Genomic DNA, 17876 nt, shown 5'->3' on the forward strand with positions numbered 1-17876 from the left:
TTGATTGAAATGCCGCCACCGCAGTCTATGAAACGCGGTCGATACGCGGCTTTCTTACCGTCCTAATTTAAAGAGTTTGTCACACCAAATTATGAAGCACATTCGTAACTTTTCGATTATCGCCCACATCGACCATGGTAAGTCGACCCTATCTGACCGTCTAATCCAAGTTTGTGGAGGATTAAGCGATCGTGAAATGGCTGCGCAAGTCCTTGATTCGATGGATCTGGAGCGTGAACGTGGCATCACTATCAAATCTCAGAGTGTGACTCTTAACTACACTGCTAAAGATGGTGAAACTTATCAATTAAACTTCATCGATACTCCAGGACACGTTGACTTCGCATACGAAGTATCTCGTTCTCTAGCCGCTTGTGAAGGTGCGCTACTGGTTGTCGATGCGGGTCAGGGTGTAGAAGCTCAGACACTAGCAAACTGTTACACAGCGATCGAAATGGATCTGGAAGTTGTGCCAATCCTAAACAAGATTGACCTTCCTGCTGCGGATCCAGAGCGCGTATCTGAAGAGATCGAAGAGATCGTTGGTATCGACGCGATGGAAGCGACTCGCTGTTCTGCGAAAACTGGTATTGGTGTTGACGATGTACTAGAAAACATTGTTTCAGCGATCCCTGCGCCAGAAGGCGATCCAGATGCGCCGCTACAAGCACTGATCATTGACTCTTGGTTCGATAACTACCTTGGTGTTGTATCGCTAGTACGTATCAAGAACGGTTCTCTAAGAAAGAACGACAAGATCAAAGTAATGAGTACTGGTCAAGTTTGGGGTGTAGACCGTCTAGGTATCTTCACACCAAAACAGGTTGATACCGAAGTTCTGCAAACTGGCGAAGTAGGCTGGGTTGTATGTGGTATTAAAGACATCCTTGGTGCACCAGTAGGTGATACGCTGACACTGGCTAAAAACGGCTGTGAAACGGCACTACCGGGCTTTAAGAAAGTAAAACCACAGGTATACGCAGGTCTATTCCCTGTATCATCTGACGATTACGAAAACTTCCGTGATGCACTAGGCAAATTGAGCCTAAACGATGCATCACTATTCTACGAGCCAGAAAACTCTGCAGCTCTAGGTTTCGGTTTCCGTTGTGGCTTCCTTGGTATGCTTCACATGGAGATCATCCAAGAGCGTCTAGAGCGTGAATACGACCTAGACCTGATTACAACTGCGCCAACCGTAGTTTACGAAGTTGAAAAAACTGACGGCACACTGCTTTACGTAGATAGCCCGGCTAAGCTTCCGGCTATTAACGATATCGATGAGATTCGTGAGCCAATCGCGCGTTGTAATATCCTAGTGCCATCAGATTACCTAGGTAACGTAATCACACTGTGTGTTGAGAAGCGTGGTGTGCAGGTTGATATGATTTATCACGGTAACCAAGTAGCGGTTGTTTACGATATTCCAATGGCTGAAGTGGTACTGGACTTCTTCGACCGTCTGAAGTCAACATCCCGTGGCTACGCGTCACTGGATTACAACTTCCAACGCTTTGAAGCGTCTAACATGGTTCGTGTAGACGTTCTTCTAAACGGCGACACTGTTGATGCACTAGCAATGATTACCCACAAAGATCAGTCTCAGACTCGTGGTCGTCAGCTAGTTGAGAAGATGAAAGAGTTCATCCCTCGTCAGATGTTCGATATTGCAATTCAAGCGGCTATCGGTAACCACATCATCGCTCGTTCAACAGTTAAGCAGCTGCGTAAGAACGTTATCGCGAAATGTTACGGTGGAGACGTGAGTCGTAAGAAGAAGCTTCTGAAGAAACAGAAAGAAGGTAAGAAGCGTATGAAGCAGATCGGTAACGTAGAGCTGCCTCAAGAAGCGTTCTTAGCAATTCTTCACGTTGGCAAAGACTAGTATCAATCGTACTAACTAACTGCTAAATATTACTGGTTAAAATCGCTTATTTCGTTGTTGCAAAGATTTGTAATTAGGTCCACTAGTCACTGCACTTTGCGCCTAGAACTAAGCAATTTTTCCTGCGTAATCTTTCAAGCATCTAGTCAGTGTGATTGATAACAATTAGAAATATTAAGTAGAGTGAAAGAGTTATACTCTTTCACTTTCGTTATTTTTAAAGAAATGAAATTTAAGGGATATAAATGGCTAATACATTTTCGCTTATTTTAGTGATCGTAACCTTAGTGACTGGCGTTGTATGGGCGTTAGAGAAGTTTGTTTGGGCTAAGAAGCGCCAATTGAAACTGGCTAGCGTTACCGCTCAAACTAATGGTTTAGATGCTGAAACCAGTGCAAAAGTGACGGCTCAGCCTTGGTGGGTTGAAAATAGCGTATCCATTTTCCCTGTAATTGCATTTGTTTTGGTGCTGCGTTCATTTATCTATGAACCGTTCCAAATCCCATCGGGCTCGATGATGCCAACCCTACTTGTAGGTGACTTTATCCTAGTTGAGAAATACGCTTACGGTCTAAAAGACCCAGTATGGCGCACTCAACTGGTAGAAACAGGCAAGCCTGAACGTGGTGACTCAATCGTATTCAAATACCCGCCACAGCCAAACATTGATTACATTAAACGTGTGGTTGGCCTGCCGGGCGATATGATTCGTTACAACAGTAACAAAGAGCTGTGTATTCAAACCAAAGGCACACAAGGCTGCAAACCTGTGAAGCTGAGTAACGTTGAAGAGAGCCAATTTATTCAAGATGGTGTGCCACTTATCCAACTCAATGAGAAGTTGGGTGACGTTGAGCACCAAGTTTTAGTTAACCCACTGCGTCGTGACCGTGTGCAATCGTACCAGCCTCGTCCAGGTGTTAACGAGTGGGTTGTTCCAGAAGGCCAGTACTTTGTAATGGGTGATAACCGTGACAACAGTGCAGATAGCCGTTACTGGGGCTTTGTCCCTGAAGAAAATCTAGTAGGTAAAGCGGTTGCGATTTGGATCAGCTTTGAATTTGAGCGCAGCTCAGACAGTGTTTTACCTTCTTGGATCCCAACTGGTGTGCGTTTTAACCGCATCGGTGGCATTAATTAATCGATCACTAAATACATCGAGAGAGCATGAATTCTCCAATTGATAAACTAGAGAGAAAGATCGGCTATCAGTTCAAAGATACCGATCTCATTCACCTGGCGCTGACTCACCGCAGCGCTGCAGGTAAGCACAACGAACGTCTTGAGTTTCTGGGCGATTCAATTTTAAGTTTTGTCATCGCTGATGATCTCTACCACCGTTTCCCGAAAGTAAACGAGGGTGATATGAGCCGTATGCGTGCTACTTTGGTACGTGGACATACATTGGCTGAACTAGGTCGTGAATTCGCCCTAGGAGATTACTTAAAATTAGGTCCAGGTGAGTTAAAGAGTGGCGGATTCCGTCGTGACTCTATTCTGGCAGATGCTGTCGAAGCAATCATTGGTGCTATTTACCTAGATAGCGACACTGAAACAATTCGCGGCATCATTTTAAGCTGGTACAAAACTCGCCTAGAAGCGATTCAGCCTGGTGTTTCTCAAAAAGACCCGAAAACGCGTCTGCAAGAGTTCCTACAGGGCCGAAGAAATCCGCTACCTGTCTACACAGTGACTAATATTAAAGGTGAAGCACACAACCAAGAATTTACGGTTGAGTGTAAAGTGGCAGGTGTGGATAAACCTGTTATCGGTAAAGGCACTAGCCGCCGCAAGGCAGAACAAGCGGCTGCTGAAACAGCATTAGAGCAACTAAGCAATGTCTGATAACAACCAAGAATTCGATATCGATGCATTCTTTGCATCTGATAACAAAGAACCTAGCCTACCGGAAAACCAGCACTGTGGTTTCATCGCTATCGTCGGTCGTCCGAACGTAGGTAAGTCGACACTTCTGAACCATATTTTGGGTCAAAAGATTTCGATCACATCGCGTAAACCTCAAACGACTCGTCACCGTATTATGGGTGTAGAGACCGAAGGGGATTACCAAGCGATTTACGTTGATACTCCAGGACTTCACATCGAAGAGAAGCGTGCTATCAACCGTCTGATGAACCGTGCAGCAAACAGCTCTTTGAGTGATGTGAACTTGGTACTTTTCCTTGTTGACGGTACGCACTGGACTGAAGATGATGAGATGGTACTGACCAAGCTTAAGAAAGCGAACTTCCCAGTCGTTCTTTGTGTGAACAAAGTAGACAACGTGCAAGACCGCAATGACGTGATGCTGCACATGATGGAAGTGTCTAAGAAGATGGACTTCATCGATGTTGTGCCAATTTCGGCAAAACACGGTAAGAACACTGATGTACTGCGTAAGCACGTTCGTGAACATCTTCCGAAAGCGACACACCACTTCCCTGAAGAGTATGTAACAGACCGTTCTCAGCGCTTCATGGCGTCAGAGATCATTCGTGAGAAGCTGATGCGTTTTACGGGTGATGAGTTGCCTTACTCAGTGACGGTTGAGATCGAACGCTTTGACTACAACCCAGACAACGATGGTTTCCACATTAACGCACTTATCTTAGTTGAGCGTAGTGGCCAGAAGAAGATGGTGATTGGTAAAGGCGGCGAGAAGATCAAGACAATCGGTCGCGAAGCTCGTCTGGATATGGAAGAGCTATTCGGTCGTAAAGTATTCCTAGAAACTTGGGTTAAAGTGAAATCGGGTTGGGCTGACGATGAACGTGCACTGCGTTCACTGGGCTACATCGACGACTTATAACCCGCTAGAGGCGCAAGCGCTTCGCTCCGGGTCGAAACCATTTTAAAAGGAGCCAATTAGGCTCCTTTTTTCTATTTAGAAGGTGATATGTCTTCAGAAGGGTTACAGCGCTGCTTTGTATTACATCGCAGACCGTACAGTGAATCGAGTCTGATTTTAGATGTGTTCAGTGAAGAGTTCGGACGAATGACACTGATGTCTAAAGGGGCACGCAGCAAGCGTTCCAATCTTAAAGGCGCGTTGCAGCCGTTTACGCCACTGCTGCTGAAATGGTCTGGTAATGGCTCAATGAAAACATTGCGCCAAGCGGAACCTATCAGCCTTGGACTGCCGCTAACTGGGATTAACCTCTACTCCGCCATGTATGTAAATGAATTAATCGGGCGAGTTTTGATGGCAGAAGTGCCAATGCCCGCACTTTTTCATGATTATCTTAATGCTTTAACAGAACTGGCGCATAATGAAAATCCAGAGCCTGCATTGCGACGCTTTGAACTCGCTCTGTTATCAGCAATGGGTTACGGCGTTGATTTTCTGCACTGTGCAGGTACCGGAGAACCTATTGATCCGACAATGACTTATCGCTATCGCGAGCAGAAAGGCTTTATCGCCTCAGTGCGTCGTGACAACCTGACCTTTATGGGTGATGAACTGATAGCGATCAGTGAACGTAGATTTATAACGAAAGAGCAGTTAAAAGCGGCAAAACGCTTTACACGCATAGCCTTAAAGCCGTATCTTGGCGGCAAACCATTAAAAAGTAGAGAGCTGTTTATGCCACAAATAGGTCTCTCTAGAGCACGGAGTATTGGAAAATGAGCTCAATCCTTTTAGGCATTAATATCGACCACGTTGCAACCCTACGTAATGCACGTGGAACTCAATACCCAGATCCAGTTCACGCAGCAGAAATTGCTGAGCGTGCCGGTGCAGACGGTATCACAATTCACCTTCGTGAAGACCGTCGTCATATCCTTGACCGCGATGTTCGTATTCTGGCTGAAACTATCCAGACTCGCATGAATCTAGAGATGGCGGTCACGGATGAGATGGTACAGATTGCGCTAGATACTAAGCCTGAGTTTGTTTGTCTGGTTCCTGAAAAGCGTGAAGAGCTAACGACAGAGGGCGGCTTGGATGTGGTTGGCCAACTTGAAAAAGTAAAAGCGGCGACACAAAAGCTAACTGAAGCGGGCATCAAAGTATCTCTATTCATCGATGCGGACCGCGAGCAAATTGATGCAGCGAAAGCGTGTGGTGCACCATTCATTGAACTGCACACCGGTCACTACGCAGACGCTAAGACTGAAGAAGATCAACAAGATGAGCTGAAGAAGATTGCAGCAGGCGCAAGCTACGCAGACGACCTAGGCATCACAGTGAATGCAGGTCACGGTCTGACGTACCACAACGTTGCGCCAATCGCCGCTTTACCAGAGATCTATGAGTTGAACATCGGTCATTCTGTGATTGGTCGTGCAGTATTTGATGGCCTAGCGAAAGCGGTATCAGATATGAAAGCGGTCATGGAAAACGCGCGTAACAACGCTTAATTGATAAAAATGGAAGGTTAAAGAGTCATGGCAGTGGTTGGCCTTGGTACAGACATCGCAGAGATTGAGCGAGTTGAAAAGGCATTAGCACGCAGTGGCGCAGCCTTTGCGGAGCGTATCTTAAGTGAGGTGGAGCTTGAACAGTTCCACTCTTTGAAGCAGAAAGGGCGTTTTTTAGCTAAGCGCTTTGCCGCCAAAGAGGCTGCTTCAAAAGCATTAGGTACCGGTATCGCAATGGGCGTCACCTTTCATGATTTTCAGGTTGCGAACGATGAGCATGGTAAGCCAGTTCTTACCTTGCACAACAAAGCGAAAGAGTTAGCCGCAAGCATTGGTGTTAACTCTATCCACATTACTATCTCAGATGAACGTCACTACGCAGTAGCAACGGTGCTCTTCGAGTCTTAATGTTTCGCTATGCAGTGACAATCAAAAAAGCAGAGCTATTGGCTCTGCTTTTTGTTTTTATGGTGCCCATTACTTACCTGTGCCGAGGGTTAACTCGGCTGAATTGGGGTTAGATAGTGAATAGCTGTGGCCTGAACCTTATCTAGCTCATCCTGAAGTTCGAACAGTTCTGGCTCGATGTCCTCTATCTGAGTGCCAGAGCGTAGCTCTTTCTCAATGGTCGCACACACCGCTTTGAGTCTCGGCACACCGCTGTATGAGCTGCTGCCGTGCATCTTATGGATGATGTGGATTAGCTCATCAACTGGGTAGTCCGGCTCTTCAATCGCTTTCTCTGCTGCGTCGTACACTTCAGGAATAAAGTCGACCAGCATCTGCAACATATCCCGCGCAAGATCTTCTTTATTGGCTGCTTGCTTGAGTGCGGCTTGCCAATCAATGATGATGTTTTTGTGCTGGCTACTCTCTGTTTCGATGGTGTGACTTTCAATCTCAACACCAACTGCAGGGTGCTCAGGATCGATCTTTTCTACATTCTCTACTTCAGATTCGGGGCTCCAGTGAATCAGAACTTGCTGCAGTACATGCTCTTCAATTGGCTTGGTCAGATAATCGTCCATACCAGCTGCCAATAGACGATCGCGTTCGCCACTCATTGCGTGGGCTGTTACCGCAATCACTGGTGTATTGGCGTTATTTTCCAGCTCTTTGATGTGCTTACATGCGGTCACACCATCCATCTGTGGCATTTGGATATCCATGAAGATGATATCGAATGTCTGCTCGGTTGCTCGGTTAATTGCTTGCTGGCCATTAGTACAACTGACAACCGTTTCCACACGCTCTTGCAGTAGTGCAGTAATCAGTTTCAAGTTGGCTGGATTGTCATCTACTGCCATCACTGTCAGTGGTAGCTTCTCGTCGCTGTGCGTCTCAATGACTGGTGCATTGAGGAGCGGTGCTTGGTTAGAGACCAGAGTTTGCAGCAGTTTTTTGCGAGACAGTGGCTTGGTGATGCACTGTACATCAACATTTTTCATCAGCTGCTCACCCAGTGCCAACTCTGTACTTGGGGTGCCAATGATGACGTTTTGTGAAATTTCTCTAGCGCGGTTTGCCCACTGCTGAACGACTTCTAGTTCATAGTCTTGGTTAGCCGCAAGATTGAGAAGAACGTAATCATAGTTGGTCGACTCCTCTGGCATTACTGAGCGGTAGGTCACGACTAACCCTTCCTGAGTCAGTACTTGCTGAGTAATCGACGCCGCTTGCATGTTCGGCTCAATCAACAGCAGTTGCTTCTCTTGCAGACACTGCGTCTCAATAAGATCAGTCATCGGCATATCGGTGGTCGATAGTCTTAGCGTAAACCAGAAGGTCGAGCCTTGGTGTAGGCGACTGGTTAGACTGATCTCGCCGCCCATCTGGCTCACCAGTTTTTGGGTGATAACCAGACCTAAGCCAGTACCACCATAGCGACGTGAGATACTCGCATCGGCTTGGCTAAAGGCTTGGAACAGTTGCGCTTGTTGGCGTTCAGAGATGCCAATACCGGTATCGCGCACCATGAACTGTAGCTCGATGTTATCTTCTGATTGAGAACGTAGCTCAACGCTGATATCGATATTACCGCGCTCGGTGAACTTGATTGAGTTACCCACCAGGTTAGTCAGAATCTGTTGAATACGCAGTGGGTCACCGACAAGACCAGCAGGTACTTTCGGGTCGACTTTCAGTGTTAGTTCAAGCCCTTTCTCGTGAGCATTGGTGGCTTGTAGGTTCACGACCTCTTCAAGGCTTGCTTGGAACTCAAACGGGATGTTCTCTAGTGCCAGTTTACCCGCTTCTAGCTTCGAGAAGTCGAGGATATCGTTAATGATGCTCAGTAGGTTGTTGGCTGAGCGCTCGATGGTTTGTAGATAATCGGTCTGGCTGGTGGATAGGTGCGTTTTCAGCATCTGACGAGTAAAGCCAATTACCCCATTAAGTGGCGTTCTTAGCTCGTGTGACATGTTGGCTAAGAACTCTGATTTCACGCGCGCCGCTTCTTGAGCGCGCTTCTTCGCGATATCCAATTCAACGTTCTGAATCTCTAACTGCTCGAGGGTTTCACGTAGATCGGACGTCGCTTGGTCTATACTGTGCTGCATCTCAACGTGGTATTCCGACAGAGATACCGCCATTGCGTTGATACCGTTTTTCAGCGAGTCCAACTCACCGTGCATCTTGCCTTCGATACGTACATCTAAGTGACCACGACGAATTCGGTCTACCATGTTCTTCATGTGTGTGATCGGTTGAGTCACGTCGTGCATTAAGCGGAATGCAAATACACCAGACAGGCCAAGGCCTAAGATAAGGACCAGAAACGCTGAGAATATCTCTTGGTATTGCTGTAATCGTAATGAGGAGAGATCTAACTCGATGGCGATATAACCGACAGCCTGATTCGCTTGAGATTGCCCGTTAGCAGAGTTCATGAACTGACCTTCGGCAATAATCGGGGTTCTTAAAATCAGCGTATTATCGAGCAACTTGGACGAACTAAGATGCGGGATAGGCTTATCTTTGGGATAGGTCAGGCTTTCAAAGTCAGGGTGGAAGTTTGAGGTTACAAACAGCTCATGACGCTCATCAAACACCGCGATACTACGCACCAACTTAGAGTTCTTACGATGGGCGTAGCTGATCAACTGACGAACCGACTCTCGACTCTCTAATTGCATGCCAGACTCACTTGCAATCGCAAGAGGTTCTATAATGCTGGTACCTGTATTGACAACTTGTCCTTCGAGGTCTTGATAGCGGTTAAATGAGAAGAATGCACTCAATAACAACCCTATAATCAGGGTCGGAGCTAGAGTTAGGGTAATTACACGGGCTCTCAAGCCATATCTGGTCATGTTCTTTAATTACATCGAGGTCTGGATATGGGAAAATAACGCACACAATGGTGGCTAAGTGAACGGTAAGCTTAATCAAAGCCGCCACGTTCGACAATGATTCCAAGACATAATAGTGAGTCCTGGATACAAATAAATGATTAAAAGATAGTTTAGGCACAAGCAATGGCACGTTTTTTTCAACCAAAAAAGAAAACTCAATTCGAGACCAAGCATCAATCGGTTTTGGTTGAACGAATGGATCACAATGGCGCAGGTATCGCTTATCAGAAAAATAAACCTGTGTTTATTGATGGTGCGTTGCCGGGCGAGCAAGTGGTGATTCAATTAACGGAAAGCAAAAGTAAGTTTGCCCGTGCGAAGTTGATTAAACTATTAAAGCCAAGTGAGCAGCGATTAAAGCCTTTCTGTAAGCACTTTAATCAGTGTGGCGGTTGTCATCTACAACATATGGATTATGCATCGCAAGTAGAGCACAAAGGGCAGTCACTGAGTCACTTGATGAGCCAATACCAAACCCCTACCACTGAAATTGCAGAACCAATTACTGGCCCGCAGGTTGGCTATCGTCGCCGTGCTCGCGTGAGCTTATTTATGGATAGAAAGAATCAACAGCTGCAGTTTGGTTTTCGCAAGAAGCAGAGTAAGCATATCGAGAATGTGACGGACTGTGCGGTGTTGGAGCCAAGCTTAAATGCACTATTGCCAAAGTTGAACGCGCTACTCGATACTTTTAGCCAACCTATGAACCTTGGGCATGTTGAACTGGTTCTGTCTGATAAAGGGCCTGTGATTGTCCTTCGTCATCTTAAACCGCTAGCGGACAAAGACCAGCAAGCACTCATTGATTTAGCGACAGAGCAGGGTGCAATCTTGTATTCAATGCCAGAAACGGATCAGCTGGTTCGCTTGGTGGGTGATGCGCCGACATACAGTGAAACTGGCCTTACCCTGCCGTTTGAACCGAATCACTTTATTCAAGTCAATCAACAAGTGAACCAGAAGATGGTGGCACAAGCGATTGAATGGCTAAATCCACAAGCGGATGAACGTGTTCTCGACCTGTTTTGCGGTTTAGGTAATTTCAGTTTACCTATCGCAAAACAATCGGCGTTGGTGGTCGGCGTTGAAGGTGTCGATGAAATGGTGAAACAGGCAACGAGCAATGCCGAAGTAAACCAACTCGACAACGCAACTTTCTATCAAGCGAATCTAGAGGAAGAGCTCTCTTCTCAGCCGTGGGCGAAAGAGAAATTCGATAAGGTGTTGCTTGACCCTGCACGCGCTGGAGCAAGTGGGATTGTCGACCAAATTTCAGCGCTAGGGGCGAAGAGCGTGGTTTATGTTTCATGTAATCCTGCTACTCTAGCTAGAGATACGGCAAGCTTGCAAAATCAAGGTTATCAAATGGTCAAAATGGGTATGTTAGACATGTTTCCGCATACCAGTCATTTGGAATCTATGGCACTATTCGTCAAAGAAAAATCATAGAACGAAAAGGCGTATAAGAAACGTCTTGTTACCAGTATGAGTCGAACTAACTTGGACCCGGTTAGTCATACTGAGTTGGGTATAAAACATAATAACTAGGAAGGCATGATGGTTGCGGTACGAAGCGCACATTTAAACCCAAGCGAACAGTTTGAGCTAGAGAGCTGGATTGCATCTTTAAATCAGGATGCCAAAACGTCGAATAAACTGATCAAGGTTTATCGTCACTGTGAAGAACTGCTAAAAGAGCATGAGCAAGCCTCACTGCTATTGTGGCGTGGCCGAGAGATGATAGAAATCTTGGTGACGCTATCAATGGATCGCGCGACACTCGTTGCGGCTCAGCTTTTCCCTGTTGTCTCCAGTGGTGTATTTGAGCGAGAGGCTTTTGAAGAGAGCTACGGCAAAGAGATCGTTAAGCTGATTGATGGCGTTGAAGAGATGGCGGCACTTGGCCAACTCAACGTTACCCTTGAAGGCAGCGCAGCGTCAGGCCAGGTTGATAACGTGCGCCGCATGCTATTGGCCATGGTTGATGATTTCCGTTGTGTGGTCATCAAGCTTGCTGAGCGTATTTGTAACCTTATCGAGGTGAAAAAAGCCCCTGATGAGGTGCGTAGAGCGGCAGCGAAAGAGTGTGCCAATATCTATGCGCCACTGGCTAACCGTCTTGGTATTGGTCAGCTTAAATGGGAAATCGAAGATTACGCTTTCCGTTACCAACAACCAGATACCTATAAGCAGATCGCTAAGCAGCTTTCTGAGCGTCGTATCGTTCGCGAACAGTACATCACAGATTTCGTTGATGACCTTACGTCTGAAATGGGACGCTCTAGCATCAACGCGGAAGTAAGCGGTCGTCCAAAACACATCTACAGCATCTGGCGTAAAATGCAGAAGAAAGGCTTGGCCTTCGATGAACTATTTGACGTGCGTGCTGTACGTATCATCGCAGACCAACTGCAAGACTGTTATGCAGCGCTTGGTGTTGTGCATACCAAATACAAACACTTACCAAGTGAGTTTGATGACTATGTCGCGAACCCGAAACCGAATGGCTACCAATCTATCCATACCGTGGTACTTGGGCCTGAAGGCAAAACCATCGAGATCCAGATCCGTACTAAGCAGATGCACGAAGACTCAGAGCTGGGGGTGGCGGCGCACTGGAAGTACAAAGAAGGCTCATCAGGTGGTCGCAGCGGTTACGATGAGAAGATCACATGGCTGCGTAAGCTGATCGATTGGCAAGAAGAGATGTCGGATTCTGGCGAGATGCTGGATGAAGTTCGTAGCCAGGTCTTTGATGACCGTGTATACGCGTTTACACCACGCGGTGATGTGGTCGATTTACCAATGGGTGCAACTCCGTTGGACTTCGCTTACCACATTCACTCAATGGTCGGTCACCGCTGTATCGGCGCCAAAGTAGGTGGACGTATCGTTCCATTTACTCACAAACTCTCGATGGGTGATCAGGTTGAAATCATCACTCAGAAAGAGCCAAACCCTTCGCGTGATTGGCTAAACCCAACCACAGGCTTCGTTCATTCTGGCCGTGCTCGCGCCAAGATTAACGCTTGGTTCCGTGCGCAAAGTCGTGAGAAAAACCTCGAAGCAGGTCGTGACATTCTAGAGAGTGAGTTGCATAAGATTGGCGCGACGCTTAAAGACGCCGACCAATATGCTCTGAAGCGTTTCAACGTGAATACGCCAGATGAGCTGTATGCGGGTATCGGTAGCGGTGATTTGCGAATCAACCAGGTGATCAACCACATCAACGCGCTGGTGAATAAGCCAACCGCGGAAGAGGAAGATCAAAAGGCGCTAGAGAAGCTACTTGAGTCAGAAAACAAGCCTGCTCAACAGAGCCGCCCTAAGAAAGATGCGGTTGTAGTTGAAGGTGTCGATAACCTGATGACGCACCTTGCACGCTGTTGTCAGCCAATCCCAGGTGACAGCATTAAGGGTTACATTACTCAAGGTCGTGGTATCTCAGTTCACCGTAGTGACTGTGAGCAACTGAGTGAGCTAAGAATCCACGCACCAGAGCGAATCATTGATACGGTTTGGGGTAATGGCTTCGTTGGTTCTTACATCCTAACGCTGCGTGTTGAAGCGCTAGAACGTAGTGGATTATTGAAAGACATCACCTCGCTGTTTGCTAATGAGAAGATCAGTGTTACGACGATGAAAAGCCGTACCGACTACAAGCGTCAGCTGTCAGTGATGGACTTTGATCTAGAAGTGACCAACATTGAAATCCTCAGCCGTGTCACAAGCCGGGTAGAGCAAATCAAAGATGTCATGAGCGTTAAGAGGTTGGGGTGATACTTGGTATCATCCTCGTCATTCCCTACAGTGAGTAACGAACGTGATAGGGAATCTCGCTAAGTAGTTTGAGATCCCCAACTCGTTCATCCTTCACTTTTGGGGATGACGAATAAATAGAAAGGTGAGTGGTTTTAACTGCTCACCTTTTTTAGTTTTAAGAAAAGAATTAGATTAAAACAATCAAATAGAATAATAGGAAAGCACCATGAGCCACCCGATTGAACAACTAGAACAAATTATGGCGAAGCTGCGTGATCCAGAAGGTGGCTGCCCTTGGGATCTGAAACAAAATTTTGAAACAATTGTGCCGCATACTATCGAAGAGACATACGAAGTGGTGGATGCGATTCACAACAAGGATTGGCCAAACCTGCAAGAAGAGTTGGGCGACTTGTTGTTTCAGGTGATTTTTTACAGCCAACTCGCTAAAGAACAAGGGTTGTTCGAGTTTGCCGATGTGGTAGATGGTGTGAATGAAAAGCTAACTCGTCGTCATCCACATGTGTTTTCTGATGTTGAGTTTGATGATGAAGAGGCAATTAATGCCAACTGGGAAGCTGAGAAAGCCAAAGAAAAAGCGCAAGCAGGCAAAACTCAGGAAAGTATTCTAGACTCAATACCAAACTCTCTACCTGCACTTTTGCGTGCTACAAAGGTGCAAAAGCAGGTAGCAAAATATGGCTTTGATTGGGAATCAATTGGCCCTGTTGTTGATAAGGTTCGTGAAGAGGTCGATGAAGTGCTTGAAGAGGCACTGCAAATAACGCCAAATGAGGATTTGGTAGAGGAAGAATTGGGTGATTTACTGTTTGCGACCGTGAATCTAGTGAGGCATCTAGGGAAAAACCCAGAATCGGCACTGAGTAAAGCAAACGTAAAATTTGAGCGTCGCTTTAAAGGTGTAGAAGGAAAAGTTCGTCAAAAAGGTAAAACTTTGAACGATTTTTCCCTCTCTGAGCTCGATTCTATGTGGGATGAAGTCAAGTTGGCGGAGAAAAGTTGAACAAAGCTTTTGTGCTGATTTGATTTGAAGCAAAAAATAAAAAATAGCAGTGTGATAGATTTCACGTTGTGGCGATAAGGGGCTTCTGGTATATTTTCATCCCGTCCAGAAGAAATCCATTTTCCCTCATTCAACCAATTTCAGGTTAAACATGACGACAAATTACATTTTTGTTACTGGCGGGGTTGTATCCTCTCTAGGTAAAGGTATTGCAGCGGCATCGCTTGCAGCTATTTTAGAAGCTCGTGGTCTTAAAGTGACTATGATGAAGCTTGACCCTTACATCAACGTTGATCCAGGCACTATGAGCCCGACTCAACACGGTGAGGTGTTCGTTACGGAAGATGGCGCTGAAACTGACCTTGACCTTGGTCACTACGAGCGATTCATTCGCACCAAGATGACTAAGCGTAACAACTTCACAGCGGGTCGTGTTTACTCAGACGTTCTAGCGAAAGAGCGTCGCGGTGATTACCTAGGTGCAACTATCCAAGTAATCCCTCACATCACTAACTCTATCAAAGACCGTGTAATCGCTGGCGCTGAAGGCCACGATGTTGCGATCGTTGAAGTTGGTGGTACGGTTGGTGATATCGAGTCTCTACCATTCATGGAAGCGATTCGTCAGCTAGCAGTTGAGCTAGGCCGTGAGCGTGCAATGTTCATGCACCTAACACTAGTTCCTTACCTAGCAGCAGCTGGTGAAGTGAAAACTAAACCGACTCAGCACTCTGTAAAAGAGCTACTGTCTATCGGTATCCAGCCAGATATCCTAGTTTGTCGTTCTGATCGCATGATCCCTGCGAACGAACGTAAGAAGATTGCTCTTTTCTGTAACGTACAAGAGAAAGCGGTAATCTCAATGAAGGACGTAGATTCAATCTACAAGATCCCTCAACTAATTAAATCACAAGGTCTTGATGACCTAGTGTGTACTCGTTTTGGTATCAACGCTCCAGAAGCAGACCTATCAGAATGGGAACAGGTAATCTATGAAGAAGCGAACCCAACTGGTGAAGTAACCATCGGTATGGTTGGTAAATACATTGAATTACCAGATGCATACAAGTCAGTGAACGAAGCACTTAAGCACGCGGGTCTGAAGAACCGTCTAAGCGTTAAGATCAAGTACGTTGACTCTCAAGAAGTAGAAGCGAAAGGCGAAGAAGCACTTCAAGGTCTTGACGCTATCCTAGTACCAGGTGGCTTCGGTGACCGTGGTGTTGAAGGTAAGATTTTCGCAGCACAATACGCTCGTGAGAACAAAGTACCTTACCTAGGTATCTGTCTTGGTATGCAAGTGGCACTTATCGAGTACGCACGTAACGTTGCGGGCATGGAAGGTGCACACTCTTCAGAATTTAGCAAAGACACGAAGTACCCAGTAGTTGGTCTAATTACTGAATGGGTAGATGGCGAAGGTAAAGTTGAAGAACGTACTGAAAAATCTGACCTAGGTGGTACTATGCGTCTAGGTTCACAGCTATGTCACCTAGAGAAAGGTACGAAAGCTCGTGAACTATACGGTAGCGCGACGATCCATGAGCGTCACCGTCACCGTTACGAAGTGAACAACAATCTTCGTCCACAAATCGAAAAAGCGGGCCTAAAAGTATCGGGTCTGTCTGCGGACAAGAAACTGGTTGAAGTTATCGAGATTCCAAACCACCCATGGTTTGTTGCAGCTCAGTTCCACCCTGAGTTCACTTCTACGCCTCGCGATGGTCACCCATTGTTCGAAGGCTTCGTTAAAGCGGCTGGCCAAAACCAGCGTGACGAATTAGAGAAGTAAAGGATACCGGCAGTAGCGTTTGCAGTGCTGCTGCCTTTAATTTGACATTATATATTCAACGAGAAGGAAACATTCAATGTCTAAGATCGTTAAAGTTCTAGGTCGTGAAATCATCGATTCACGTGGTAACCCAACTGTAGAAGCTGAAGTACACCTAGAAGGCGGTTTCGTAGGTATGGCTGCTGCTCCATCTGGCGCATCAACTGGTTCTCGCGAAGCTCTTGAGCTACGTGACGGCGACAAAGCACGTTTCCTAGGTAAAGGTGTTCTTAAAGCTGTTGAAGCTGTAAACGGCGAAATCGCTACAGCTCTAACTGGTAAAGACGCGAAAGACCAAGCTGCAATCGACGCAGTAATGATCGAGCTAGACGGTACTGAGAACAAATCTAAGTTCGGTGCTAACGCAATCCTAGCTGTTTCTCTAGCGAACGCTAAAGCTGCTGCAGCGGCTAAAGGCATGCCTCTATACGAGCACATCGCTGAGCTAAACGGTACTGCTGGTCAGTTCTCTATGCCTCTACCAATGATGAACATCATCAACGGTGGTGAGCACGCAGACAACAACGTTGACATCCAAGAGTTCATGATCCAACCAGTTGGCGCTAAGACTCTTAAAGAAGGTCTACGTATCGGTGCTGAAGTATTCCACAACCTAGCTAAAGTTCTTAAGTCTAAAGGTTACAGCACTGCAGTTGGTGACGAAGGTGGTTTCGCTCCTAACCTTAAGTCTAACGCTGAAGCTCTAGAAGTTATCGCAGAAGCTGTTGCAGCTGCTGGTTACGAACTAGGTAAAGACGTTACTCTAGCTATGGACTGTGCTGCATCTGAGTTCTTTGACAAAGAAGCTGGCATCTACAACATGAAAGGCGAAGGTAAGACTTTCTCTTCTGAAGAGTTCAACCACTACCTAGCTGAGCTAGCTAACCAATTCCCAATCGTTTCTATCGAAGACGGTCTAGACGAGTCTGACTGGGATGGCTTCAAGCACCAAACTGAACTACTAGGTGACAAGCTTCAACTAGTAGGTGACGATCTATTCGTTACTAACACTAAGATCCTTGCTGAAGGTATCGAGAAAGGCGTAGCTAACTCTATCCTTATCAAGTTTAACCAAATCGGTTCTCTAACTGAGACTCTAGCTGCAATCAAGATGGCTAAAGACGCAGGTTACACAGCTGTAATCTCTCACCGTTCTGGCGAAACTGAAGACGCAACTATCGCTGACCTAGCGGTAGGTACTGCTGCAGGTCAAATCAAGACTGGTTCTATGAGCCGTTCTGACCGTGTTGCTAAGTACAACCAACTAATCCGTATCGAAGAAGCTCTAGGTTCTAAAGCTCCTTACAACGGTCTTAAAGAAGTTAAAGGTCAATAATCTCTCGTAGATTGTTAATCTAAGCTTTGAATGCCTCGCTAATGCGGGGCATTTTTTTGTCTGTAAAAGTGGCGGGAAGAAGCTCTAGGTTCTAAAGCTCCTCTTTTTTACAACGAAAGCGGCCTTTAAGAAGTTAAAGGTCAATAATTCATACATTGAGTTGTTAGCTTAAAGCTTTTGAAACGCTCTACTTCGGTAGGGCGTTTTTTATGTTTGTAGAAAATAGCGAGAAGAAGCTCTAGGTTCTAAAGCTCCTCCTTTTTACAACGAAAGCGGTCTTTAAGAAGTTAAAGGTCAATAATCTCTCGTAGATTGTTAATCT

General features: G+C 46.2%; 13 protein-coding genes. 12 read left to right on the forward strand and 1 reads right to left on the reverse strand.

Translation table 11 applies throughout. From position 1 onward, the window contains the following. Nucleotides 1–91 precede the first annotated feature (91 nt). The 7 genes from lepA (at nt 92) to acpS (ending at nt 6656) form a co-directional block, all read left to right on the forward strand. Entirely contained in the window at nt 92–1885 is a 1794-nt protein-coding gene (gene lepA / locus KI743_RS20855; protein ID WP_150869442.1) for a translation elongation factor 4, read from the forward strand. A gap of 245 nt (nt 1886–2130) precedes the next feature. Beyond that, a complete protein-coding gene (gene lepB, locus KI743_RS20860; protein WP_032549806.1) occupies nt 2131–3027 on the forward strand; it encodes a signal peptidase I in 897 nt (298 codons plus the stop codon). Between the two features lie 26 nt (nt 3028–3053). Next, on the forward strand, nt 3054–3731 hold the full coding sequence (gene rnc / locus KI743_RS20865) for a ribonuclease III (RefSeq protein WP_032549805.1): 678 nt from the start codon (nt 3054–3056) through the stop codon (nt 3729–3731). Continuing rightward, nucleotides 3724–4695 carry a GTPase Era gene (gene era, locus KI743_RS20870; RefSeq protein WP_032549803.1) on the forward strand — a complete coding sequence of 324 codons (972 nt, stop codon included), beginning with the start codon at nt 3724–3726 and terminating at the stop codon, nt 4693–4695. Before rnc ends, era begins: the two co-directional genes overlap by 8 nt. Before the next feature lie 87 nt (nt 4696–4782). Further along, nucleotides 4783–5514, forward strand: coding sequence for a DNA repair protein RecO (gene recO, locus KI743_RS20875; RefSeq protein WP_032549802.1), 732 nt, complete (start codon nt 4783–4785; stop codon nt 5512–5514). Further along, a complete protein-coding gene (pdxJ, locus tag KI743_RS20880; protein ID WP_032549801.1) occupies nt 5511–6248 on the forward strand; it encodes a pyridoxine 5'-phosphate synthase in 738 nt (245 codons plus the stop codon). The genes recO and pdxJ overlap by 4 nt, the downstream gene beginning before the upstream one ends. Before the next feature lie 27 nt (nt 6249–6275). Further along, complete coding sequence (gene acpS / locus KI743_RS20885; RefSeq protein ID WP_032549800.1) at nt 6276–6656, forward strand: holo-ACP synthase; 381 nt, start codon at nt 6276–6278, stop codon at nt 6654–6656. An 89-nt stretch (nt 6657–6745) separates the two neighbouring features. Here acpS and barA read toward each other — a convergent pair whose 3' ends face one another. Continuing rightward, nucleotides 6746–9559 carry a two-component sensor histidine kinase BarA gene (gene barA, locus KI743_RS20890; RefSeq protein WP_285468009.1) on the reverse strand — a complete coding sequence of 938 codons (2814 nt, stop codon included), beginning with the start codon at nt 9557–9559 and terminating at the stop codon, nt 6746–6748. Nucleotides 9560–9724: 165 nt separating this feature from the next. Between barA and rlmD the strand changes: the two genes are divergently transcribed. The 5 genes from rlmD to eno all read left to right on the forward strand — a co-directional run bounded on the left by rlmD (nt 9725) and on the right by eno (nt 17554). After that, entirely contained in the window at nt 9725–11050 is a 1326-nt protein-coding gene (rlmD, locus tag KI743_RS20895) for a 23S rRNA (uracil(1939)-C(5))-methyltransferase RlmD (RefSeq protein WP_285468011.1), read from the forward strand. A 108-nt stretch (nt 11051–11158) separates the two neighbouring features. Continuing rightward, the gene (gene relA / locus KI743_RS20900) at nt 11159–13381 is read left to right on the forward strand and encodes a GTP diphosphokinase (protein WP_239841237.1); all 2223 of its coding nucleotides are present in this window, start codon (nt 11159–11161) and stop codon (nt 13379–13381) included. A gap of 208 nt (nt 13382–13589) precedes the next feature. Continuing rightward, nucleotides 13590–14387, forward strand: a complete 798-nt coding sequence (gene mazG / locus KI743_RS20905) for a nucleoside triphosphate pyrophosphohydrolase (RefSeq protein ID WP_150869280.1) — start codon at nt 13590–13592, stop codon at nt 14385–14387. Nucleotides 14388–14538: 151 nt separating this feature from the next. Continuing rightward, nucleotides 14539–16179 (forward strand): CTP synthase, encoded by a 1641-nt coding sequence (locus tag KI743_RS20910; RefSeq protein WP_004739047.1) that lies wholly within the window; start codon nt 14539–14541, stop codon nt 16177–16179. Between the two features lie 76 nt (nt 16180–16255). Beyond that, nucleotides 16256–17554, forward strand: a complete 1299-nt coding sequence (eno, locus tag KI743_RS20915; RefSeq protein WP_032549795.1) for a phosphopyruvate hydratase — start codon at nt 16256–16258, stop codon at nt 17552–17554. The last annotated feature ends 322 nt before the right edge of the window (nt 17555–17876 follow it).

It is taken from the genome of Vibrio sp. D420a, from assembly GCF_030248625.1.
GTDB classification, from domain to species: domain Bacteria; phylum Pseudomonadota; class Gammaproteobacteria; order Enterobacterales; family Vibrionaceae; genus Vibrio; species Vibrio fortis_A.

Excerpts from the sequence above, each read along its gene's own strand:
- lepA (WP_150869442.1), top strand. The coding sequence starts at position 92 with ATGAAGCACATTCGTAACTTTTCGATTATCGCCCACATCGACCATGGT.
- lepB (WP_032549806.1), top strand. The coding sequence starts at position 2,131 with ATGGCTAATACATTTTCGCTTATTTTAGTGATCGTAACCTTAGTGACT.
- rnc (WP_032549805.1), top strand. The coding sequence starts at position 3,054 with ATGAATTCTCCAATTGATAAACTAGAGAGAAAGATCGGCTATCAGTTC.
- era (WP_032549803.1), top strand. The coding sequence starts at position 3,724 with ATGTCTGATAACAACCAAGAATTCGATATCGATGCATTCTTTGCATCT.
- recO (WP_032549802.1), top strand. The coding sequence starts at position 4,783 with ATGTCTTCAGAAGGGTTACAGCGCTGCTTTGTATTACATCGCAGACCG.
- pdxJ (WP_032549801.1), top strand. The coding sequence starts at position 5,511 with ATGAGCTCAATCCTTTTAGGCATTAATATCGACCACGTTGCAACCCTA.
- acpS (WP_032549800.1), top strand. The coding sequence starts at position 6,276 with ATGGCAGTGGTTGGCCTTGGTACAGACATCGCAGAGATTGAGCGAGTT.
- barA (WP_285468009.1), bottom strand. The coding sequence starts at position 9,559 with ATGACCAGATATGGCTTGAGAGCCCGTGTAATTACCCTAACTCTAGCT.
- rlmD (WP_285468011.1), top strand. The coding sequence starts at position 9,725 with ATGGCACGTTTTTTTCAACCAAAAAAGAAAACTCAATTCGAGACCAAG.
- relA (WP_239841237.1), top strand. The coding sequence starts at position 11,159 with ATGGTTGCGGTACGAAGCGCACATTTAAACCCAAGCGAACAGTTTGAG.
- mazG (WP_150869280.1), top strand. The coding sequence starts at position 13,590 with ATGAGCCACCCGATTGAACAACTAGAACAAATTATGGCGAAGCTGCGT.
- KI743_RS20910 (WP_004739047.1), top strand. The coding sequence starts at position 14,539 with ATGACGACAAATTACATTTTTGTTACTGGCGGGGTTGTATCCTCTCTA.
- eno (WP_032549795.1), top strand. The coding sequence starts at position 16,256 with ATGTCTAAGATCGTTAAAGTTCTAGGTCGTGAAATCATCGATTCACGT.